Annotated in this window: 20 protein-coding genes and 1 tRNA gene; 12 read left to right on the forward strand and 9 right to left on the reverse strand. The window is 70.9% G+C overall.

The features are described from left to right. Positions 1 to 299: 299 nt before the first annotated feature. The 3 genes from OHA11_RS24845 (at position 300) to OHA11_RS24855 (ending at position 3630) form a co-directional block, all read left to right on the forward strand. Complete coding sequence (locus OHA11_RS24845) at positions 300 to 1634, forward strand: diacylglycerol kinase family protein (RefSeq protein ID WP_266499829.1); 1335 nt, start codon at positions 300 to 302, stop codon at positions 1632 to 1634. Between the two features lie 37 nt (positions 1635 to 1671). Further along, positions 1672 to 2154 carry a potassium channel family protein gene (locus OHA11_RS24850; protein WP_266499832.1) on the forward strand — a complete coding sequence of 161 codons (483 nt, stop codon included), beginning with the start codon at positions 1672 to 1674 and terminating at the stop codon, positions 2152 to 2154. A gap of 291 nt (positions 2155 to 2445) precedes the next feature. Beyond that, positions 2446 to 3630 carry a hypothetical protein gene (locus tag OHA11_RS24855; RefSeq protein ID WP_266499834.1) on the forward strand — a complete coding sequence of 395 codons (1185 nt, stop codon included), beginning with the start codon at positions 2446 to 2448 and terminating at the stop codon, positions 3628 to 3630. 376 nt (positions 3631 to 4006) lie between these two features. Here OHA11_RS24855 and OHA11_RS24860 read toward each other — a convergent pair whose 3' ends face one another. Together OHA11_RS24860 and OHA11_RS24865 are read right to left on the reverse strand one after the other, a co-directional pair. After that, positions 4007 to 4471 carry an FMN-binding protein gene (locus OHA11_RS24860; protein ID WP_266499836.1) on the reverse strand — a complete coding sequence of 155 codons (465 nt, stop codon included), beginning with the start codon at positions 4469 to 4471 and terminating at the stop codon, positions 4007 to 4009. Between the two features lie 7 nt (positions 4472 to 4478). Next, positions 4479 to 5840, reverse strand: coding sequence for a ferric reductase-like transmembrane domain-containing protein (locus OHA11_RS24865; protein ID WP_266499837.1), 1362 nt, complete (start codon positions 5838 to 5840; stop codon positions 4479 to 4481). 220 nt (positions 5841 to 6060) lie between these two features. Here OHA11_RS24865 and OHA11_RS24870 point away from each other — a divergent pair, with 220 nt between their 5' ends. Then, positions 6061 to 6810, forward strand: coding sequence for a response regulator transcription factor (locus OHA11_RS24870; protein WP_323186633.1), 750 nt, complete (start codon positions 6061 to 6063; stop codon positions 6808 to 6810). Positions 6811 to 6833: 23 nt separating this feature from the next. Then, complete coding sequence (locus OHA11_RS24875; protein ID WP_266499840.1) at positions 6834 to 8330, forward strand: cell wall metabolism sensor histidine kinase WalK; 1497 nt, start codon at positions 6834 to 6836, stop codon at positions 8328 to 8330. A gap of 54 nt (positions 8331 to 8384) precedes the next feature. On the opposite strand, the gene OHA11_RS24880 is transcribed toward OHA11_RS24875, so the two are convergent. Then, positions 8385 to 8741 (reverse strand): hypothetical protein, encoded by a 357-nt coding sequence (locus OHA11_RS24880; RefSeq protein ID WP_266499843.1) that lies wholly within the window; start codon positions 8739 to 8741, stop codon positions 8385 to 8387. A 329-nt stretch (positions 8742 to 9070) separates the two neighbouring features. Continuing rightward, a tRNA-Gly gene (locus OHA11_RS24885) sits at positions 9071 to 9144 on the reverse strand. Positions 9145 to 9723: 579 nt separating this feature from the next. Between OHA11_RS24885 and dcd the strand changes: the two genes are divergently transcribed. The 4 genes from dcd (at position 9724) to OHA11_RS24905 (ending at position 12836) form a co-directional block, all read left to right on the forward strand. After that, positions 9724 to 10299 (forward strand): dCTP deaminase, encoded by a 576-nt coding sequence (dcd, locus tag OHA11_RS24890; RefSeq protein ID WP_266499844.1) that lies wholly within the window; start codon positions 9724 to 9726, stop codon positions 10297 to 10299. Between the two features lie 47 nt (positions 10300 to 10346). Beyond that, positions 10347 to 10844, forward strand: a complete 498-nt coding sequence (locus OHA11_RS24895) for a phosphoribosyltransferase (RefSeq protein WP_266507425.1) — start codon at positions 10347 to 10349, stop codon at positions 10842 to 10844. A gap of 181 nt (positions 10845 to 11025) precedes the next feature. Then, positions 11026 to 12030 carry a hypothetical protein gene (locus OHA11_RS24900; protein ID WP_266499846.1) on the forward strand — a complete coding sequence of 335 codons (1005 nt, stop codon included), beginning with the start codon at positions 11026 to 11028 and terminating at the stop codon, positions 12028 to 12030. A gap of 17 nt (positions 12031 to 12047) precedes the next feature. Next, a complete protein-coding gene (locus OHA11_RS24905) occupies positions 12048 to 12836 on the forward strand; it encodes a hypothetical protein (protein ID WP_266499847.1) in 789 nt (262 codons plus the stop codon). Here the strand turns inward: OHA11_RS24905 and OHA11_RS24910 are convergent. Continuing rightward, positions 12727 to 13965 (reverse strand): sulfite oxidase, encoded by a 1239-nt coding sequence (locus OHA11_RS24910; RefSeq protein ID WP_266499848.1) that lies wholly within the window; start codon positions 13963 to 13965, stop codon positions 12727 to 12729. The genes OHA11_RS24905 and OHA11_RS24910 overlap by 110 nt on opposite strands. Before the next feature lie 215 nt (positions 13966 to 14180). Between OHA11_RS24910 and OHA11_RS24915 the strand changes: the two genes are divergently transcribed. Continuing rightward, positions 14181 to 15557, forward strand: a complete 1377-nt coding sequence (locus tag OHA11_RS24915) for an FAD-binding oxidoreductase (protein ID WP_266507427.1) — start codon at positions 14181 to 14183, stop codon at positions 15555 to 15557. Positions 15558 to 15618: 61 nt separating this feature from the next. On the opposite strand, the gene OHA11_RS24920 is transcribed toward OHA11_RS24915, so the two are convergent. The 3 genes from OHA11_RS24920 to OHA11_RS24930 all read right to left on the reverse strand — a co-directional run bounded on the left by OHA11_RS24920 (position 15619) and on the right by OHA11_RS24930 (position 17560). Continuing rightward, positions 15619 to 16605 (reverse strand): Yip1 family protein, encoded by a 987-nt coding sequence (locus OHA11_RS24920; RefSeq protein ID WP_266499849.1) that lies wholly within the window; start codon positions 16603 to 16605, stop codon positions 15619 to 15621. Positions 16606 to 16719: 114 nt separating this feature from the next. Then, entirely contained in the window at positions 16720 to 17115 is a 396-nt protein-coding gene (locus OHA11_RS24925; RefSeq protein ID WP_266499851.1) for a nuclear transport factor 2 family protein, read from the reverse strand. A 49-nt stretch (positions 17116 to 17164) separates the two neighbouring features. After that, on the reverse strand, positions 17165 to 17560 hold the full coding sequence (locus OHA11_RS24930; RefSeq protein ID WP_266499853.1) for an ATP-binding protein: 396 nt from the start codon (positions 17558 to 17560) through the stop codon (positions 17165 to 17167). A gap of 196 nt (positions 17561 to 17756) precedes the next feature. On the opposite strand from OHA11_RS24930, the gene OHA11_RS24935 reads away from it, so the two are divergent. Then, on the forward strand, positions 17757 to 18599 hold the full coding sequence (locus OHA11_RS24935) for a helix-turn-helix transcriptional regulator (protein ID WP_266499854.1): 843 nt from the start codon (positions 17757 to 17759) through the stop codon (positions 18597 to 18599). A gap of 11 nt (positions 18600 to 18610) precedes the next feature. Further along, positions 18611 to 18802, forward strand: a complete 192-nt coding sequence (locus OHA11_RS24940; RefSeq protein ID WP_266499856.1) for a DUF397 domain-containing protein — start codon at positions 18611 to 18613, stop codon at positions 18800 to 18802. Here OHA11_RS24940 and OHA11_RS24945 read toward each other — a convergent pair. Continuing rightward, positions 18796 to 20172 carry an FG-GAP and VCBS repeat-containing protein gene (locus tag OHA11_RS24945; RefSeq protein WP_266499858.1) on the reverse strand — a complete coding sequence of 459 codons (1377 nt, stop codon included), beginning with the start codon at positions 20170 to 20172 and terminating at the stop codon, positions 18796 to 18798. The two genes, OHA11_RS24940 and OHA11_RS24945, sit on opposite strands and share 7 nt — an antisense overlap. Between the last annotated feature and the right edge of the window lie 17 nt (positions 20173 to 20189).

The following is a 20189-nucleotide window of genomic DNA, read 5'->3' on the forward strand; positions in this document are numbered from 1 at the left end:
CAGGAGGTGATCGGCCGGTCGCCGGCGGCCGGGTGCTGCGGTGCCTCGGAGGCTGCGGTGCCTCGGAGGCTGCGCGGCGGAGCGGCCAAGGTTCCCCGCCGTGCTCGGTTGCTCACCGGAAGCGGAGACGCGGAGGACTCGCGCCGGCTGCCCGACACAAGACGTACTGCCGGCCCGCGAGGACCGCTCCGCCCGCGCGAGGACCGCTCCGTTCGGAGAATCCCCCGGGTCGGGTGATGCCGGACCGGGTGGCGGCACGGTGGCATGGACCGAGCGCATCCCGCCCTTGGGAGGTCGACATGTCAGACAGCCGTTCCGTGCTCGCTCCACGCTGGGCCGCACGCGTGGCTGTGATCGCGGCCATCGGGGCGATCACCGTGCTGCTGCTGTTCGCCGGGTTCGACAGCCTGCTGCTCGTCCTCGTGGGAGCCGCCGGGCTGGCGGTGACGGCGGCGGGCCTGTGGTGGGCACTCGTCCACACCGGTCCGGTCAGGGTGCTGGGCGGGGCCCTGGCCCTCGCCGCCCCCGCCGCCGTCGTCGTGCTCTACGTGCGGGCCGGGCTGCTGTGGGTGGTGCTCGTCTCGCTCGCGCTGTGGGTCCTGGCCGTCTTCTGCGGCCGGGTCGCACTGGCAGGCACCGAGGCCGCCCCGGCGCGGTCCCCGCAACGCCCGCTGGCGCCGCCGCGGCACCCCTACCTGATCATGAACCCGCGCTCGGGCGGTGGCAAGGTCGGCCGGTTCCGCCTGCGGGAGAAGGCCGAGGCGCTCGGCGCCGAGGTCTACGTCCTGGACGTGACGCGCCGACAGGACGTGGCCGCGCTCGCCCGCCGGGCCGCCGACGCGGGCGCGGACCTGCTCGGCGTCGCGGGAGGCGACGGCACACAGGCCCTGGTCGCGGCCGTGGCGGCGGAGCGCGACCTGCCGTTCATGGTGATCTCCGCCGGCACCCGCAACCACTTCGCCCTGGATCTCGGGCTGGACAGGGACGACCCGTCGAAGTGCCTCGACGCTCTCACGGACGGCGTCGAACTCCGCATCGACCTGGGCTTCATCAACGACCGGGTGTTCGTCAACAACGCCTCGTTCGGCGCCTACGCGGCCGTCGTGCAGAGCCCCGCCTACCGCGACGACAAGGTCCGCACCACCCTGCAGATGCTGCCCGATCTGCTGACGCACGAGAACGGCCCGCGCCTCGCCGTGCGCGCCGAGGGCGTGACCGTCGAGCAGCCGCAGGCGGTCCTGGTCAGCAACAACCCGTACCGGATGGACGACCCGGCGGGGCTGGGCCACCGGGAACGGCTGGACTCCGGCGTCCTCGGGGTGCTGGGCGTCAAGGTCGACAACGCGGCGCAGGCGGCTGGGATGCTCCGCGGGCGCCGGGCGCCCGGGCTCGCGCAACTGACCGCTCGGGAGGTCGTCGTCGATGCCGATGCCGACACGGTCCCGGTCGGAGTGGACGGCGAGGCGCTCAACCTGCTGACCCCGGTCCGGTGCCGGATCCGCCCGCGCGCCCTGCGCGTGCGGGTCCCCCGCGACCGCCCCGGCGTGTCGCGCGGCAGACCTCCGATGGACTGGCACCAGGTGCGGCGGCTGGCCCTGACGACGATCCGGAGGGCCGCGGGACATGACAGGTGACCCTTCGCGGCCAGGCCGTCGCGCGACCCTGTCGGCGGTGGCCCGGTCGATCGGCATGGCGACCGGACTGATCGTCGCCTACTACCTGCTGCCCATGGACGGGCCGTTCGACGACGGCACGATAGCCGGGCTCGTCCTCGGTCTGCTCGCCCTGACGGCCCTGTTCCTCTGGCAGATCCGCGCGATCGCCCGTTCCCCGCATCCCCCGCTGCGGGCCGTGGAGTCGCTCGCCGCCCTCGTCACACTGTTCGCGCTGCTCTTCGCCACCTCGTACTTCCTGCTGGAGCGGGCCACACCCGGCAGCTTCACCGAGCCCCTCACCCGTACCGACGCGCTGTACCTCACGCTCACCGTGATCAGCACCGTCGGCTTCGGCGACATCACCGCCCACACCGAAACGGCCCGCGTCATGACGATGATCCAGATGGTCGGCGGGCTCCTGCTCGTCGGGGTCGCGGCCCGGGTGGTCGTCAAGGCCGTCGAGACCGGCCAGCGGCGGCAGGACCCGAAGACCAAGTGACGGTGCTCGAACGGTTTGGCTGACCGGCGGCAGTCGACTCCTCGCCGCCTGGCCTCAAGCGGTTGGCCGCGCTTCGTCCGTACGGCCCACCTGGGCGTGCCGTCTCGCCGTACAACTGTGCGAATGGAGGCAGGCCAATCCCCCAGGATCCCCCGGAGCCTCCATGACCAGCCCGCCCGAGCCCGGCACAGCCCCGGAGGGGGGGGCGCACGTGATGCGGCGGGGAGTGGGCACAAGCGCGGCTCGGCGTCCGCGCGGATCACGCGGAACATCGCCTCTGCGGTGCTCATCGTGCTCACCTGCATCCTGGTGCCGGTCGCGCTGCTCACGGTGTGGGTGCACGACATCGCGCTGGACACCGACCGGTACGTGGAAACGGTCTCGCCGCTGGCCTCGGATCCGGCGATCGAGGACGCGGCGGTCAAGCGCATCACCCAGGCCGCGGACGTACGGGTGGACGGCAGCCAGGTCACCTCGGACATCGCCGCGTGGCTGCAGTCGCAGGGGCTGCCGCCGAAGGCCGCGCAGGCCGTGAAGGGGCTGGGCCCGCAGCTCGACTCCGCGGTCAACGACACGGTCGAGAAGGTGGCCACCCGCTTCGTGCGGAGCGACCGCTTCGAGAAGATCTGGGCGGACGCCAACCGGACCGCCCACACCGCTGTCGTGGACGCGCTCACCGGCGAGGGCCGTGGTGCCGTGGGCGTGGACGGAGGGACGGTCACCCTTGATGTCGGTGAAGCAGTCGACCAGGTCAAAAAGGCGCTCGTGGACGCCGGGGTGTCCCCGGCCTCGAAGATCCCCGAGGTCGACAAGCAGATGGTGCTCTTCCAGTCCGACCAGTTGGACCAGATCCGTGAGGGTGCCCATCTGCTGGATGTGATCGGGAACTGGTTGCCCGTGATCGTCGTGGCGATCGGCGCGTGCGGGGTGCTGCTGGCCCACCGGCGCCGCCGGGCCCTGGCCCGTACGGCTCTCGGCGCGGCCTTCGCCTGCCTGGTCGTGGCCGTCGTCCTGGTCGTCGCCCGCCGCTACTACCTGGATCACCTCCCGTCCCAGGTTCAGTCGGATGCCGCCGCGGCGGCCGTCTTCGACACCCTGCTGCGCTTCCTGAAGGTCAGCCTGCGCACGACGATCGTGCTCGGTGTGGTCATCGCGCTGGGCGCCTACCTGATCGGCCCCGGCAGATTCCCGCGCGCCATCCGGGGCACGTCCGAGCGCGCCGCGGACTCCACAGCGCGGTGGGCGTACGGCCACCAGGTCCATACCGGCCGGGTGGGCACCTGGGTCCAGGCCCACGGACCGACACGACTGCGTGGGTGTTCACCGGCTCGCCTCTTCGAGAGAGGCACCGATATACGGGTGCTGGAGGGCGGCGTGGAGGGTGTCGGCGTCGGTGAGGGTCTCGTCGTCAGTGAGCTCGCACCAGCCGCCGAACCAGTCGTCGATCAACTCCAGGCCGGGCGCGACGAGCCATGAGTTGATGGAGAGGTGCTGTACCGGCAAGTCTCCCCAGCTGTCGGTGGTGCCGGGCTTCGGGGCGCCCGAAGCGGCCCGTGAACACCCATGAGGTGACCGCTTCGCCTCGACTCAGGGCACGCGGAGGGCACGCCACCCCCGAATTGGACTAGACAACAAGGGGCCCCGGGTCATCGACCTGGGGGTTTCTCCTGGAGCGGGTGACGAGAATCGAACTCGCACTCTCAGCTTGGGAAGCGACGGCGCTTGGACGACCAGATGGTCGCTGACCTGCGTTGATTCGCTGTGTCGCCGCTGCCGCGGGGGGCTGACCGCGCTGCTGTCGACCGTGGCGGTCCGCTCTTACGGGCATGGAACGGGCACGACCACGCAGGCGTCAGCCGCTCGCGGAGTCCAGCGCCGACTGGAGCGACTGGCGGTAGCCCTCGCTGGTGTACGTGGCTCCGGAGACGGTGTCGATGTCGGCGCTCTGGGTGGTGAGCGCCTCTCTGGTCAGCTGCGGGATGGCGTAGGCGTTGATCTGCTGGTCCCTCGGGTTCTCCTGGGGATAGATGATCGCGGTGACGTCGGTGAGTTTCCCGTTCTTCAGGGTGACGCGGACCTGGACGGGGCCGTAGCGGGTCTGGACCGAGTCCCCGGTGAGGGTCCGGGTGCCCGTGGCCGATCCGCTCGATCCGCTTGTTCCGCTCGAACTGCTGGACGGTGCGGGAGCCGTGGCCACCCCGGCGGCAGTCGGCGTCGTGTGTGGCTTGAGCGACAGCAGCAGCACCATCCCGGAGACGGTCGCGGCACCCGCCAGCACGATGCGGCGCAGCGGTCGGTTCTTCCTCAGCGTGTGCAAGACGGCCTCACAGCTCGAAGGACTCGTGGTGGATACGGCGGTCCGGAACCCCGGCGGTGCGCAGCGCCTCGTACAGGTCCCGCGCGAACCCGTGCGGGCCGCACAGGTACACGTCGTGGGCGTCCAGGTCGGGCACGGCCGCGCGCAGGGAGTGCGCCGTGAGGTCCGGGCGCCGGTCGTGCGGACCGTTGAGCGCGTACAGCACCTTCGCCCCGCGCCACCGTGCGACGGCCTCCAGCTCGACGCCCAGGGCGAGGTCCTCGGCCGTGCGGGCGCGGTAGAGGAGGGTGACGTCCCCGGGCAGTGTCTCGAACAGGGCCCGCAGCGGAGTGATGCCGACACCGCCCGCGATCAGCAGCGACTTGTGCGAGGTCTGCCGCTCGGCGGTCAGCGCTCCGTAGGGGCCCTCCGCCCACACGCGGGTGCCCGGCCGCAGCAGGGCAACGGCGGCACTGTGGTCGCCGAGCGCCTTGACGGTGATGCGCAGCAGGTCCGGACGCGGCGGCGCCGACAGGGAGTACGGAGTGGCGGTCCAGCGCATGCCCTCGGTGAGGAACCGCCAGCGCAGGTACTGCCCCGGCTGCGCACCCATCTCGTGCAGCCGCCGGCCACGGATGACGACGGAATACACGCCCGGCGCCTCCTTGTGCACGGAGTCGACCCGCAGCCGGTGGCGCAGGTTGAGCCGTACCGGAGCGAGGATCCGGAACCACCCCACCAGGGCCGCGACGCCCAGATACAGCGCGTACCAGGCGGTCTGAGCCGGCCGGTTGCCGGTGAAGTCGGACCCCAGAGCGAGCTGGTGGCCGAAGGAGAGGAAGACCGCGGCGTACGTGAGCAGGTGCACGTAGTACCAGAACTCGTGGCTGACCCGGCGGCGCACCGCGCGGGCGGAGACGAACCCCACCGCGAACAGGATGACGGTACCGGCGGTGGCCTTGAGCATCTCCGGGTAGTCCAGGACCACGGTGAGTGTTTCGTCCAGGACCGAGGAGCCGTCCTGGGCGGCGTACCCGAGAAGGATCAGTACGACGTGGGCGACCAGCAGACAGATCGTGTAGCGGCCCGCCATCGCGTGCCAGCGCGCCACCCGGTCCGACCCGATCCGCCGTTCCAGGAGCGGGACCCGGGCCATCAGACCGACGAGGACGGCGCAGGCGTACCCGCTCAGCAGTCCCGCGATCCGCCCGGCGCCGGTCAGCCAGCCCGCCGTGCCCACGACCGACCCCGTGTCGTGCCACCACAGGGCGATCACGGCGGCGGCTCCGCCCCACAGGACGGCGAGCACGGGGCCCGCGGGGGAGCGCCGTGGCGCGGGCGGCGCGGGCGGCGTATGGGCCGACCTTCGTTGCGCGTACACCGTCGTCATCCGTTCGTCCCTTCGGCTGTCCGTACGCCCTGTCGGCCGTCCGGGATGTCACTGTGCCGACGCAACCTCTGAGCCCGCTCTCAGCGCGTGGCCCGCGGCGCGGCCCCGCCGCAGGTGGCGCGGGTGGCCGGGGTGGTCCGGCGGCACGGCGGACTCAGAGCGAACTCAGAGGTCCGGGGAGCGGCCCGGAACGCGGCGAGGCCGCATCCTGGTACGTGAGATGAACGCCCACCGCCCCCGCGGCCCCGCCCGCCCCGCGCTGACCCGGACCGACGGCGCCCCGCTCCGGGTCCTCGTCGTCGACGACGACCCCGACCTCGCGGAGGTCCTCTCCGGCGCCCTGAGCTACGAGGGCTGGGAGGTGCGCACGGCGGGCGACGGCGTCTCGGCCGTCGCCGAGGCACGCGAACTGCTGCCCGACGCCGTCGTCCTGGACGTCACGCTCCCGGACATGGACGGCTTCGCCGTGCTGCGCTCGCTGCACGCCGTACGACCCGATGTGTGCGTGCTCTTCCTGACCGCACGGGACGCCGTCGAGGACCGCATCGCCGGCATCACGGCGGGCGGCGACGACTACGTGACGAAACCGTTCAGCCTGGAGGAGGTGGTCGCCCGCCTGCGCGGACTGCTGCGCCGCGCCGGCATGGCCCGGCAGACGGAGGACGGTCCACGGCTGACCGTCGGCGACCTGATCATGGACGAGGAGGCCCGCGAGGTGACCCGCGGCGGCGAACTGATCGAGCTGTCCCCGACGGAGTTCGAACTGCTGCGCCTGCTCATGCGCAACCCGCGGCGCGTCCTCAGCAAGGCGCAGATCCTCGACCGGGTCTGGTCCTACGACTTCGGCGGCCAGGCTCATGTCGTCGAGCTGTACATCTCCTACCTGCGCAAGAAGGTGGACGCGGGCCGCCCGCCCATGATCCACACAGTGCGGGGCGCCGGATACGTGCTCAAGCCGGTGACCCGGTGAGGCCACGTCGGTGGCTGCCCCCTGTGCCGCGCCCGCACACGCTGCGGGCGCGGCTCACCGCCGGGCTCGTCGTGCTGCTCGCGGTCAGCTGCGCGGCCGTCGGGGTGGCCGCGGTGGTGGAGCTGAACGGCTTTCTCACCGGCCGTCTCGACCAGCAGTTGCGCGAGGCGGGGGTGCGCTTCCCGGCGAGCCTGGAGCACGGCGGGACGCTGCCGTCCGACCTCCCCCAGTCTCGAAAGGACTCGACCGGGGGGGACCCCATCGGAGACGAGGACGCCGACGGTGACACCCGCCGCCAGGCAGTCGGAACCTTCGGCGCCCGGCTGGTCGGCGACACGGTCACCAACGCCGCGGTGGTGCCGTCCGGCAGCGCTACGGGCGGCACCGTGACCGTATCGCTCGGCGCGCGGGACAGAAGAGAGCTCGCCGGACTGCCGGCCGACGGCGAGGGACACACGACCGAACTCTCGTCGCTGGGCGACTACCGCATGATGGCCAGCGAGGGCCGGGACGACGACGTCCTCATCACCGGGCTGCCCATGGAGTCCGTGGAGGCCACCGTCCACCGGCTGGAGCTGGTCGCCGCCATCGTCTTCGGCGCGGCGCTCGCCGTCGCCGGCGTAGCGGGGGCGCTGTGGGTGCGCTGGTCGCTGCGCCCGCTCAGCAGCGTGGCCGCGACCGCCACCCGGGTCAGTGAACTACCGCTCTCCAGCGGCGAGGTGGCACTTCCGCCCCGCGCGCCCGAGAGCGACCCGCGCAGCGAGGTGGGACGCGTCGCCGGCGCCTTCAACGCGATGCTCGGCCACGTCGAGGACGCGCTGACCAAACGGCACGCGAGCGAGGAACGGCTGCGCAGTTTCGCCGCCGACGCCAGCCACGAACTGCGTACGCCCGTGGCGTCGATCCGCGGCCACGCGGAACTGGCGCTGCTGCACCCGGAGCCGGTGCCGCAGAAGGTCGTACGGGCTCTGGAGCGCATCGAGGCCGAGGCCGCCCGGATGGGGGAGGTGGTCGACGACCTGCTGCTCCTCGCCCGCCTCGACGCGGGCCGCCCGTTGGAACGCCGTCCCGTGGACCTGACCCGCCTCGTCCTGGACGCCGTGACGGACGCGCAGGCCGCGGGCCCCGGACACCGCTGGACGCTGGAGCTGCCCGAGGAACCCGTGACGGTGCCGGGCGACGCCCACCGGCTGCACCAGGTACTGGCCAACCTGCTCGCCAACGCCCGCCTGCACACACCCGTCGGGAGCACGGTGACCGTCTCCCTGCAGACCGACGCCGGCACGGCGGCACTGCAGGTCCACGACGACGGACCGGGCGTAGCCGAGGACATCCGGCCCAAGGTCTTCGAACGCTTCACCCACGGGGACCGCCGCCGCACCGAGGGCGCGGGCACCGGCACCGGCCTCGGCCTGTCCATCGTGGCGGCGGTGGCGGAGGCCCACGGCGGAAGCGTCGCACTCGAAAGCCGCCCCGGAGCGACCACGTTCACGGTCCGGCTCCCCACCGGCGAAGAGTGACCGGAAGCAGGGGAGCGCCACAGAAACCAAGTGGCCCCAGGCTCCCGGCAGTTCTCACCGCAGCGGCCTGCGGATCCACACATCCCGGGCCAGCGGTGCCGGGCCGGAACCGTCATGGGCGGCAGGGGGATCGAGTTCGCCCAGCTTCGACCACCCCCAGGAGCGCAGGACGTCCGCCGCCGTGTCGCCCTCCGTCCGGTCGCCGGTCCGTTCCACGGCCGCGACGAGCAGGTCGGCGTCGAGGCGGGCCAGCAGCCGCTCGCCCAGGCGGGCCGCGATGCCGGTGCGGCGGTGGGCGGGAGGTCCGCGACGGCATCCCGCTGCTGATCGGCCTGCCGGCGGGACAATCTGCGCAAGTTCACATCTGCCATGCGAGCCTCCCCCGGCCGCGGGACGGGCATCCCCGAACACTGCAGGGGGACATCAGGGGCCGACGGGGTGAACCGGGCCTCGGGACATGTGCCGACCGGGCGGCGGGTTGCGCACGGGTGATCCGGGTGTCTCGTCCGGTGTCGGGCGCACGGGCGTTCCACCGTGCCGTTCCCGAGGGGGACGACGAGGGGCTCGCCGTCCGTCGCCAGAGCCGTCTCGACGGTATGCGGCGCGACGCACCTGAGAAGGGTGTTCTGCGGGGCTCAGGTGAAGCTGACGCGCAGGGAACCGCAGGCCGAGGGCCGCAAGCGCGAAAGGGTTGTGATGCACACTGCGAAACCCCAGGCCGCTGACCTGGGGTTTCATTATGGAGCGGGTGACGAGAATCGAACTCGCACTCTCAGCTTGGGAAGCTGATGTTCTACCACTAAACTACACCCGCGTAAGACGCCGGTTCAGGCGGTTTGGACCGGTGTCGGAAACGCGGAATCACCATACCTCATGCCAGGCCCCCGGCGCTGAAGCCGTGGCCCGCCCGGTGCTGTTTCGGGGGGTGGACGGGGCTGCGGGGCGCGGGAGTTGGGGCGTACGGTGGAGGGGTTGAAGAGGGGCTGCGCGGGATCGGAGTGCCGCCTGGAGGGCTGTCCCCTTCGTCCCGTAATGTGGCGCTTCCTCGTCAGTCAGACGCAGCTCTTGGGGAAGGGACTCTGAGGACTTGATGGAACGCAGCACCGTCGTCCGTTGTGCCGAAGGGCACGTATTCAGCACCGCTTCGCTTCCGATGCAGCAGGCCGAGCGGCTCGGTCCCGGCCGGTTGATCCGTTGCCCACGCTGTGCCCGGCTCCGCAATGTCGTACCTGTGGAGTTCGAGAAGCACTGAGCGCGCAGTACACGCAGAGCGCAGAGTGCAGCGCGTAGTACGCAGTGCCGCGTACCGCGCGTTCGCTTCGTTCGCAATCGCCCGGGTCCGCCACGATCACCGGATTGTGGCGGGCCCGGGCGCTCTGCGTATCCTCGGGGCGTGCTTCTCTCTGACAAGGACATCCGGGCCGAGATCGACGCCGGGCGCGTACGGATCGATCCCTACGACGAATCCATGGTGCAGCCGTCGAGCGTCGACGTGCGGCTCGACCGCTACTTCCGGGTGTTCGAGAATCACCGTTATCCCCACATCGATCCGTCCATCGAGCAGGCGGATCTCACGCGGCTCGTCGAGCCCGAGGGGGACGAGCCGTTCATCCTCCACCCCGGGGAGTTCGTCCTCGCGTCGACGTACGAGGTCATCACGCTTCCCGATGATCTGGCGTCGCGGCTCGAAGGCAAGAGTTCCCTCGGGCGGCTCGGGCTCGTCACCCACTCCACCGCCGGGTTCATCGACCCCGGATTCTCCGGCCACGTGACCCTTGAGCTGTCCAATCTCGCGACCCTCCCCATCAAGCTCTGGCCGGGTATGAAGATCGGGCAGCTGTGCATGTTCCAGCTCAGCTCGGCGGCCGAGTTCCCGTACGGCAGCGACCGGTACGGGTCCCGTTACCAGGGCCAGCGCGGGCCGACCGCCTCGCGGTCCTTCCTCAACTTCCATCGGACCCAGGTGTGAGTGGCGGCGATATGAGCGGCGACATGAGCGGTGATACGAACCGTGGCATAGGCGACCAGCGCGAGAACCTCACCTACGAGCGCTTCGGCGTCGCCGTTCGCGAGCTCGCCCAGACCATCGCCGACGACGGGTACGAGCCCGACATCGTGCTCAGCATCGCCCGCGGGGGCGTCTTCGTCGCCGGCGGGCTCGCCTACGCCCTCGACTGCAAGAACATCCACCTTGTGAACGTCGAGTTCTATACGGGGGTGGGGACCACGTTGGACATGCCGGTCATGCTCGCCCCCGTGCCCAACGCCATCGACTTCTCCGACAAGAAGGTGCTGATCACGGACGACGTCGCCGACACCGGCAAGACGTTGAAGCTCGTGTACGACTTCTGCGTCGACGCCGTCGCGGAGGTGCGGTCCGCCGTCATCTACGAGAAGTCGCAGTCGCTCGTGAAGTGCGAGTACGTGTGGAAGCGCACGGATCAGTGGATCAACTTTCCGTGGAGTGTGGAGCCGCCTGTGGTGAAGAGGGCCGGGCAGGTTCTCGACGCCTGACGTTCCACTGAGTGCCCGTTTTTTGGCTGCGGCGCCGTTGTGGCTGGTCGCGCAGTTCCCCGCGCCCCTTACGGGGCGCGTTTTTCTTGCCGTTAAAAAAACGCTTGCGTTTCGCTAGTGGCCCCCGTAGCGTTCGTGTACGAAACCGTTTCGTATCGATCGAAGGGAGGGCCGGGCCGCGATGCTGACCAGTCCGGTGTTCCTCGCACTCGTGCTCTCCCTCGTCTCCGCGTTCTGTTACGCGGCGGCCGCCGTGGTTCAGGAGCGGACCGCGGCCGGTACGGCCGATCTGCGGGGCACGCTCGCCCGCGGCTCGTGGTGGTGGGCCGTCGGGCTCAACGCCTCCGGCGCGCTGCTGCATGTGGTCGCGCTGCGGTACGGGCCGCTGACCCTCGTGCAGCCGCTCGGTGCGCTGACCCTCGTGGTGGCGGTGCCCCTCGGCTCGCTGGCCGTCCGCCGCCGGACCTCGGGTACGCAGTGGCGCGGTATGGCCCTGACCCTCGTCGGGCTGACCGCGCTGCTGGCCGCCACCGCGGCGGGGCAGGCGCCGGACGACACTCTGGGGACCGCCGAGGTTCTTGGGGTCGCGCTCGTCGCCTTCGTCGTCATCGCCGTACTCGTCCGCTCCGGCCTCGGCGGTCTCGGCCGTCTCGGCGGTCTTGCCTTCGCGGCGGCCTCCGGTGTCGCGTCCGGGGTCGGCTCCACTTTGGCGCAGAAGCTCGCCGTCGGGCCGACGTTGTCCTGGAGTGTGGCGGTGGTCGCGGTTCTCGCCGTCGCGTTCGCCTCGGCCGGGCTGCTGCTCTCCCAGAAGGCGTACCGCAGCGGCCTCGGCGGTCCGCTCGCCCTGCTCACCCTCGTCAACCCCGTCACTGCGTCCGTGATCGGCATCGGCCTGCTCGGCGAAGGCTTCCGGTACGGCACGGTCGGCACCCTGATCGCCCTCGCCGGTGCGGTGGTGGCTGCCCGGGGCGTGGTCCTCCTCAGCCGGCCTCAGCCGCGATACGGCCGATACGGCCGATCCGGCGGCCAGCCTGCCCCCGCCCCCACTCCCGATCTCACCCCCGCCCCCGATCTCACCCCTGCCCCCGTCCTGGTCCCCGCCCGGCTCCTCCGCGCCCGGCTCCCGTCCGCCGCGCGGTTACGCCCCGTCACCGTCGAACTCACCGGCACGAGCCGGACCGTCTGAGAAGGAGAACACCAGACATGACCATGACCATGACCATGACCATGACCATGACGAAGACCTCGAACTCGGCCTCGGCCTCGGCCATGGCGAAGCCTCTTCCGACGCGGCCCCGGACGACCGTGCGCGCCGCGGGACTCGTGGACGTACCGGCCGTGGCCCGCCTGATCGCCCCGGCCCACAACGGAGTCGTCCCGCAGCACCCGGACGCCGCACCGGTGGACTGGGACCGGGCTCGGCGTGCCATGCGGCTGATGCTCGCCCACCACGCCCTGGAGGACGGTCAGGTGTGGGTGGCCGAGCGCGAGGACGGCACGCTTCTCGCGGCCGCCGTCTGGCTGCCGCCCAGCTCCGGTGCCGAGCCGCCCGACCAGCGCTTCAGTAGCCTGCTCTCCCGTGAGCTCGCCCTCGGCCCGCAGGAGCGCCCGCTCCTGTCGGCGGGCTTGAGGAAGGCACGGCCCGAAGGGGGAGCCGGGCCCCAAGGGGAAGCCGGGCCCGACGAGTCGCACTGGAAGGTGGCCGTCGTCGGCGCGCTGGACGACACGAGCGCCTGGGACCACACCGTGGCTGCCGACCTGCTGGCGCCGGGGCTGCGTGCCGTCGACGAGGAGGGCGGCACCGCCGTCGCGGTCACGCTCTCCGCCCGTCACGGGGACCAGCTGCGGCCGCTCGGGTTCCGCCGGCCGCGCGCGGTCTGCCTCACACCGGGCGGGAATGTGTGGATGACGACCCGTCAACCTGCGTGCACAGTACGGGAATCCGTTGCACCAGGTTGTTTCCGAAGCCTCCCCGGTTCCAGGGCTGCGTGACCGGCTGGGTGGTGCCCGCGGCATCCGTGGCGCGGGCCGTCAGGACATGGGCGCCCGGAGTGGCCGTCCAGAGCGACTGCCAGTGGCGCCAGGACCAGGCATGGCCCGCGCGGCCGTCCGGCGGCGCGAGTTCCGCCTCCCGCCACGAGCCGCCGTCGTCCGTGCTGACCTCGACCTTCGTCACCGGGGCGCGGCCCGACCAGGCGCGCCCCTCCAGCCGTACCGGACCGGGGCGTACGACCCTCGTGCGGGACATGAAGTCCGGGAAGCCGGGCGGGATCATCAGCGCGCGGGGCGCGATACGGGTGACCGGGGCGCCGGGCTCGTCGGGGGCCTGGCGGTAGCGGTACGCCACCGCCTGCTGGAAGCCCGTGAACTGGGTGTCGGTGAGCGTGATGTCCCGCAGCCACTTCACATGCGCCATGCCGTACCAGCCGGGGACCACCAGACGGAGCGGGTGGCCGTGCTGCGGTGGCAGCGGGGCGCCGTTCATCTCGTACGCCACCAGGACCTCCGGGTCGGGGGCCGTGGCGTCCGTCAGCGGCAGGCTGCGGCGGTAGTCCTGCTCCACGCCTCGTTCGACGCCGTGGTCGGCTCCCGTGAAGACCGCCTCGACGGCGTCCGGCTCGACTCCGGCCTCGGCGAGGAGTGTCCGCAGGGGTACGCCGGTCCAGTCCGCCGTGCCGACCGCCTCGACCAGCCAGGGCTGGCTCACGGGGCGTGGGGTGAGGCGGGCCCGCCCGTTGCCCGCGCACTCCATGGTCACTCGGTGCGTGACGGGTGGCAGGGAGTGCAGGGCGGACAGGTCCAGGACCAGGGGCGTACGGACCCGGCCGCCCACCGTGAGCGTCCAGGCGTGGGCCTCGGCGGGCGGGACGTACGGGATGTCGTAGTGGACGAGTACGTAGTGCAGGCCGGGCGGGGTCACGTCGTGGTGGAGGGCCTCCAGGGGGAGGCCGTGGTTGCGGGCCGCGAGGGCGAGTTCCTCGTGGCTGATGCCTTCGCCGGGCTCGGCCACGCGCCCCGGCGTGCTGATGTCCTCAAGCGAGCGCGCCGAGCCGACGGGGCCGCGGCCGTGGTCGTGACCGCTGTTGTGACCGTGACTCTGCCTGCCCCTGCGGCTGTCCATGGCTCCATGGTGCTCCCGTCGCCCGGCCCCGGGTACCCCGCTCGCGATTGCCAGGCCCTCCGCGCGGCGAGACCCTGGACATGGACGACATGGACATATCGGCCCTGGGGCGGATGAAACGTGCGATCGCAGACGGACCGTACCCACGGGCCTCGCGGAGGAGAGCGATCGTCATGGGCGGCAGCGGCAGCGGCAGCATCGGCGGCGGCAGTGGCATGGACGGCACGACCCTGGAGGCGATGCGGACCGTACTGCGCGGGCCCGTCATCACTCCTCAGGACCCGCAGTACGACGGGGCCCGCTCGATCTACAACGCGATGATCGACCGTCGGCCGGCCGCCTTGGTGCGGTGCGCGGATGCCGGGGACGTGATGAACGCGGTCGACTTCGTCCGTGACCACGGGCTCGAACTCGCCGTGCTCGGCGGCGGACACAGCGGCCCGGGACTGTGTCTGGTGGACGGCGGCGTCACCCTCGACCTGTCACCGATGAGCTGGGTACGGGTCGACCCCGTCGCGAAGACCGCGCAGGTCGGCGGCGGCAGCACGCTCGGCGACCTGGACCACGCCGCGCACGCCTTCGGCCTCGCCACCCCCGCCGGGATCATGTCGACGACGGGCGTCGGGGGCCTGACCCTCGGCGGCGGACACGGGCACCTCACCCGCAAGTACGGGCTCACGGTGGACAATCTCCTCTCCGCGGACGTCGTTCTCGCCGACGGCGGGTTCGTCACGGCGAGCGAGGCCGAGTTCCCGGACCTGTTCTGGGGGCTGCGCGGCGGAGGCGGGAACTTCGGCGTCGTCACGTCCTTCACCTACCGGCTGCACCCGGTGCACACCGTAGGGGCCGGCATCACGGTGTGGCCGGTCGACCACACACGCGAAGTGCTGCGCTGGTACCGCGAGTTCCTGCCGCAGGCGCCTGATGACCTGAACGGCTTCTACGCGGCGCTCGCCGTGCCGCCGGGGCCGCCGTTCCCCGAGGAACTGCACGGGCACCGGATGTGCGCCGTCGTGTGGTGCTGGACCGGTGACCCTGCCCTGCTCGACGAGACGCTCGCCGTGGTGAACGACGCCGGACGGCCCGCCTTCCACTTCACGAGCCCGATGCCGTACCCGGCGCTGCAGAGCATGTTCGACGAGCTGATCCCCAAGGGCCTGCAGTGGTACTGGCGCGGCGACTTCTTCGACCGGATCACCGACGAGGCGGTCGACGTCCACCTCAAGTACGGCGAGAACCTCCCCACCGACCTGTCGCTGATGCACCTCTACCCGGTCGACGGAGCCGCCGCCCGGGTCGGTCCCGACGACACGGCCTGGAGCTACCGCGACGCCGTCTGGTCCGGCGTCTTCGCCGGCGTCGACCCGGACCCGAGCAACGCCGAGCTCATCAGCCAGTGGTGCGTGGACTACCAGGAGGAGCTGCACCCGTACTCGATGGGCGGTTCGTACGTGAACTTCATCGGGCCGGGCGAGGGCCAGGCGCGGGTCAGGGCCACCTACCGCGACCACTACGACCGGCTGGCGCGGGTCAAGCAGACCTATGACCCGCACAACCTCTTCCACGCCAACCAGAACATCGAGCCAGCGTGACCGGCGTGACCGGCGTGACCGGCGTGACAGAGGCTCCCGCGCCGGACAGGCCGGACAGGTCCTAGAACGTACCCAGCTTGATGATCGACAGCAGGGCGGCCAGCTGGATCGCCGACGCTCCCAGGGCCTTGGGCCACGGCAGGTCGTGCGACTTCTTGACCATCAGCGTGAACAGCACACCGGCCGCGACCCACGTCGCCCAGCCCAGCAGCCGCACGAACGGCGCGTCGCCGCCCGCGAACATCGCGACGACCAGACGCGGCGCGTCCGTGAGCGACATGATCAGCATGGAGAGGCCGACCGTGGGCTGCCAGGCGCCGTCACCGCCGAGCTGGCGGGCGAGGGTGTGCGTGACCACGCCCAGGATGAACGCGCTGAGGACGATCGCGACCGCCGTCGTGAGGACGATGGGGATCGCGTTCGACAGGGTGGCTTTTATGACGTCCTCGCGGGCGCCGTCGAAGCCGAAGACCGCCAGTAGGCCGTAGAGGAACGACACGATGAGGGCGGGGCCCCACATGGTGTAGTCGCGCATCCGCAGGAAGGTCTGGTTCGGGCGCATGACGACGCCGCTCAGCAGTTCCTTCCAGTGCAGCGGCGGGCCCACCGGGGGCGCGGGCGCCTGGCCCGCTCGGTACGTACCGCCCTGGCCGTACGGGTCCTCGCCGACGGCGAACGCCGCGGTGTGACCCGCCTGGTTCGCCGCGTACGGGTCCGGGCCCTGGGGGTGGTGGCCGTTGTCGCCGAAGTACTCCGGCTCGCCGTGTCCGTTCCCCTGGGGCCACTGCTGCGGGCCGTTGCCGCCGCTGCCGTACTGCTGCTGCGGGGGGTAGGGCCCGGGAGGATGGCCGTACGACGGGCCTCCCTGGGGGGCCTGTTGTCCGTAAGGCTGCTGCCGCGCTTGTTGCTGCGGGTGCGCCTGCTGCGTGCGGTTGTCCCGGCCGCGTCCGATCCTGAATCCAGCCACGCAATCGAACGTACCTGGTCCCGCACGGTGACGTGCCGGGCCCGGGGCATCGGACCCGGCTTTGCTGCCGAGCTGTGACATCCCCTAAGGGACGTCCCGGGCGGCTGTCATGGGTTTTTCGGGGACATTTTCGGGGCCTTTTCGTGGCTGCTGAGGGTTTGGCCGTACAAGATCAAGGCGTACGGTCCCGGGGCGTCACTCCCAGAACGCGGCCTCCCTTTCCAGGTCCTCCTGGCATTCGTCGATGTCCGTCATCTTGTCCCCTACGATCCGGAAGACGAGGCAGCCGTTCTGCTCGATGCGCTTGCCGTTGCGCTCGGCCGTGTAGCGGTGCACGGAGACCGCGTGGCCCCGGCCGTCGACGCATACGTGGCTCAGGTCGACGCTGAAGGTCCCGTTCGTCTCCTCGAAGAGCCGGCCGTACAGCCCGATGACCGCGTCCTGTCCTTTGTAGTCGCCGGAGAGCAGGTGGTCGCCGGGGACGTGGTGCGTACAGTCCCCGGCCATCAGGCCGCGCAGGGTGTCCATGTCACCGCGCGTGAAGGCCTCGTAGCCCTTGCGGACGAGCAGTGCGTGCGGGTGTTCAGCCATCGTGATCGCCGCCTTTCCTTTGCCTGGCGTCTTATGGCCGACGTTTTGATTATCCGCTCTTTTCAGCCTTTGTGCTGAGTTCGCACCATACGTACTTGCCCGCCGTGCCGTTGACCTGGAACCAGCCCCAGTCGTCGGCGTACGCGTCGACGAGGTGCAGGCCGCGGCCGGATTCGTCGCCCTGCGGGCTGGTGATGGGTGGCGCGGGGTCCGTGTCCCACGCGCCGAGCCGGAGGGAGTGTCCCGCATGTCTGAGCTTGAGGGCAGCCGGGCCCTTGGTGTGCCGGATGGCGTTCCCGAGGAGCTCCGAGGCGAGCAGCTCCGCCGGTTCGATGAGGGCGGGGAGGTGGTGGCTGGTCAGGATGTCGCGGAGGGCGCGGCGACAGATGCCTACGGCTCGGGGGTCGTGGGGGATGTAGAAGGTGTACTCCAGGGGTGCGGGCATACGGGTCTCCTGGTGGGGAGTGGTGGAGGAGGGGGGCGGGGCGGTGGCTCTGTCGGGCCCGGCATGGCGTGGCGGGGGGATGCGCTTCCGCTCCGTTGAGTGGCTGCTTCGTCACTGACCGTATGGGGTTAAACTGATGCCCGTCAAGCCGAACGGGGATACTGGGGGACCTCAACTCCCCGGAGGGAACGGGTACATGCCAGCTAGGAGCATCATCACGGCACGCCAGGAGCGGCTCGGCGCGGAGCTGCGCAAGCTCCGGGAGCGGGCGGGGCTCAGTGGCCGGGAGGCGGCACGGGCGTTGGGGATCGCAGAGAGCAGGCTCTCCGCCACGGAGACGGCCCGGGTCGGGGTGAGCGCCGAGCGCGTGCGGCACTGGGCCAGTGAGTATGCGTGCGATGACGCCGCGCTCGTCGACGCGCTGGCGGCCATGGCGACCGAGCGTGTGCGTGGTTGGTGGGCCGAGTATCGAGAGCAACTGCCGCCCAGCTTCCTCGACTTGGCGGAACTGGAGCATCACGCCACGCACCTGAGGTCATTCGAGAACGTGCACATTCCTGGCCTGTTGCAGACCGAGGAGCAGGTGCGGGCGGCGTACGCCTCTCCGGGGACCATGCTCAGCGAGGAGAGGATCGAGGGGCGTGTCGCATTCCGTCTGCGTCGCCAGGCGGTACTCGAAGAAGCCGACTACGAGGTGGTCGTCCATGAGGCGGCGCTGCGCGTCAGGTGGGCCGACCGCAAGGTGGCTCAACGGCAACTGCTTCACATCCTGGAGCAGTCCGAACGTCCCCAAGTCACCGTGCGTGTAGTGCCGTTCGATGTTGACGGGTTCACGATGATCGGCACACCCGTGCTCTTGGCGGGCGGTCCTGTCCCACAACTGGACACCATCCTGCTGGACCACCTGCACGCCGGGACGTTCATGGACGCGGAGGCGCAACTGCGCCTGTATCGGCGGGTGATCAACTCCGTGGAGAGCGCCGCGCTGGGGGTCGTAGAGTCGAGAGACTTCATCCACCGGCTCGCGCAGCACATCTGAGGGGACCCGCCATGACACCCGTCGTCCACTGGCAGAAGTCGTCGTACTCCGGTCCTGAAGACGCACCCAACTGTGTTGAGATAGCCGCCCGTCAGAACACCCGCACCCTCCTCCTCCGCGAAAGCGACGACCCCGACGCGGTGATAACCACCACCGGCGCCGGGCTCGCCGCCCTCATATGGCACCTCCGCCACAGTTACTGAAGCGTGCCCTCGATGAGCTTCTCCTCCGCGGGCGCCGCCCCCGTCGTGGTGACACCCGTCGGGGAACCCGGCAGGCGCAGCGTGTTCACACTGCCGCGTACGTACAGGTCGGCGCGGCCGTCGGCGTTCGTGTCGCGGAGGCGGACCCCGTAGCCGAAGTGCTCGCCCTCCTCCAACGCGCCCGGTACGCCTGCCGAGTTGCGGGCGAACCACTGCGAGCGCGTGCCGGACAGGCCCGACGCGCGGCCGTACAGCACGTGGACGCCGCCCGCGTACTCCTTGCCGTTGATGGCCTCGCCGATCACGCCGACCGCCAGGTCCTTGTAGCCGTCCCCGTTGGCGTCACCGGCGGAGACGGACCAGCCGAACTCGTCGTACGTCTCCGGGGAGCCCGCCACCCCACTCGTCGCCTGGGTGATTCTGGTGCTCGTGGAGGGGCCGGACGACGAGCCGTACCAGACGGAGACCCGGCCCTTGGCCTTGGAGTACACGGATGTGCCGACCGCGATGTCGCCGTAGCCGTCCTTGTCGAAGTCGGCGATGACACCGTCGCCGCCGCGGTCCGAGCTTCCGCCGTTGCCCGACAGGGACTCCAGGCGCAGGGTCTTGCCGGACGTCAGGGTGGAGCCGCCCTTGACGAACCAGGCGTCGGAGGCGATGTACGAGTCGGTGACGACGTCGCCGATGACGACGAGGTCGGTCTTGCCGTCGCCGTTCACCTTTCCGGCGATGAGGGCGGTGGAGTAGAAGGACGTCGTCTTGTCGAGGGTCGTGACCGAGCCGTGGACGCCGGACCGGTTGATGGAGCCGCGGTAGACGTACGTCTTCTCGTCGTTGACGAGGGCGAGGTCGGTCTTGCCGTCGCCGTTGAAGTCTCCGGTGGCGAGGTCGGAACCCATCCGGTTGAGGGAGTCCTTGGGCGCCTTGTTCGGGACGGTCGTGCCTTTGGAGAGGCCGTTCGGGCCGCCCCAGAGGATGGTGACCGCGCCCTGGTCCTTGCGGCCGTCGACGTCCTCGCCGGTCGCGGCCACGGCGAGGTCGCCGTAGCCGTCCTTGTCGAAGTCGGCGGCCGTGCGGACCTCGCCGAACCAGTCGTCCGCCTCGTCGGCGCCGGGCACACCGGGGCTCGCCTGGTCGACGAACTGGGTCCGCGTACCGGGCCCGTTCGCCGTACCGAAGGTGACCTCGACGCCACCGCCCTTGCTGTCGTCGCCCCAGTAGACGGCGTAGTCGCGGAATCCGTCGCCGTTGAAGTCGTCCGCGTACTTGGCCGCGGCGGCGGAGGCGCTGGTGGTGGTGAGGGTCAGCGGGGTGACTCCCGCGGCCAGCAGGGCGGCGAGGGCGGTGGTGGTGCGCAACTGGCGCTTCATCGGGTGGAGTTCTCCAG

The sequence above is a fragment of the Streptomyces sp. NBC_00878 genome (genome assembly GCF_026341515.1).
Taxonomy (GTDB): domain Bacteria; phylum Actinomycetota; class Actinomycetes; order Streptomycetales; family Streptomycetaceae; genus Streptomyces.

Bases quoted from the DNA above. Each gene is read 5' to 3' on its own strand.
- OHA11_RS24845 (WP_266499829.1), top strand. From the start codon at position 300: ATGTCAGACAGCCGTTCCGTGCTCGCTCCACGCTGGGCCGCACGCGTG.
- OHA11_RS24865 (WP_266499837.1), bottom strand. From the start codon at position 5,840: ATGACGACGGTGTACGCGCAACGAAGGTCGGCCCATACGCCGCCCGCG.
- OHA11_RS24870 (WP_323186633.1), top strand. From the start codon at position 6,061: ATGAACGCCCACCGCCCCCGCGGCCCCGCCCGCCCCGCGCTGACCCGG.
- OHA11_RS24900 (WP_266499846.1), top strand. From the start codon at position 11,026: ATGCTGACCAGTCCGGTGTTCCTCGCACTCGTGCTCTCCCTCGTCTCC.
- OHA11_RS24905 (WP_266499847.1), top strand. From the start codon at position 12,048: ATGACCATGACCATGACCATGACCATGACCATGACGAAGACCTCGAAC.
- OHA11_RS24910 (WP_266499848.1), bottom strand. From the start codon at position 13,965: ATGGACAGCCGCAGGGGCAGGCAGAGTCACGGTCACAACAGCGGTCAC.
- OHA11_RS24915 (WP_266507427.1), top strand. From the start codon at position 14,181: ATGGACGGCACGACCCTGGAGGCGATGCGGACCGTACTGCGCGGGCCC.
- OHA11_RS24920 (WP_266499849.1), bottom strand. From the start codon at position 16,605: ATGTCACAGCTCGGCAGCAAAGCCGGGTCCGATGCCCCGGGCCCGGCA.
- OHA11_RS24925 (WP_266499851.1), bottom strand. From the start codon at position 17,115: ATGGCTGAACACCCGCACGCACTGCTCGTCCGCAAGGGCTACGAGGCC.
- OHA11_RS24930 (WP_266499853.1), bottom strand. From the start codon at position 17,560: ATGCCCGCACCCCTGGAGTACACCTTCTACATCCCCCACGACCCCCGA.
- OHA11_RS24935 (WP_266499854.1), top strand. From the start codon at position 17,757: ATGCCAGCTAGGAGCATCATCACGGCACGCCAGGAGCGGCTCGGCGCG.
- OHA11_RS24940 (WP_266499856.1), top strand. From the start codon at position 18,611: ATGACACCCGTCGTCCACTGGCAGAAGTCGTCGTACTCCGGTCCTGAA.
- OHA11_RS24945 (WP_266499858.1), bottom strand. From the start codon at position 20,172: ATGAAGCGCCAGTTGCGCACCACCACCGCCCTCGCCGCCCTGCTGGCC.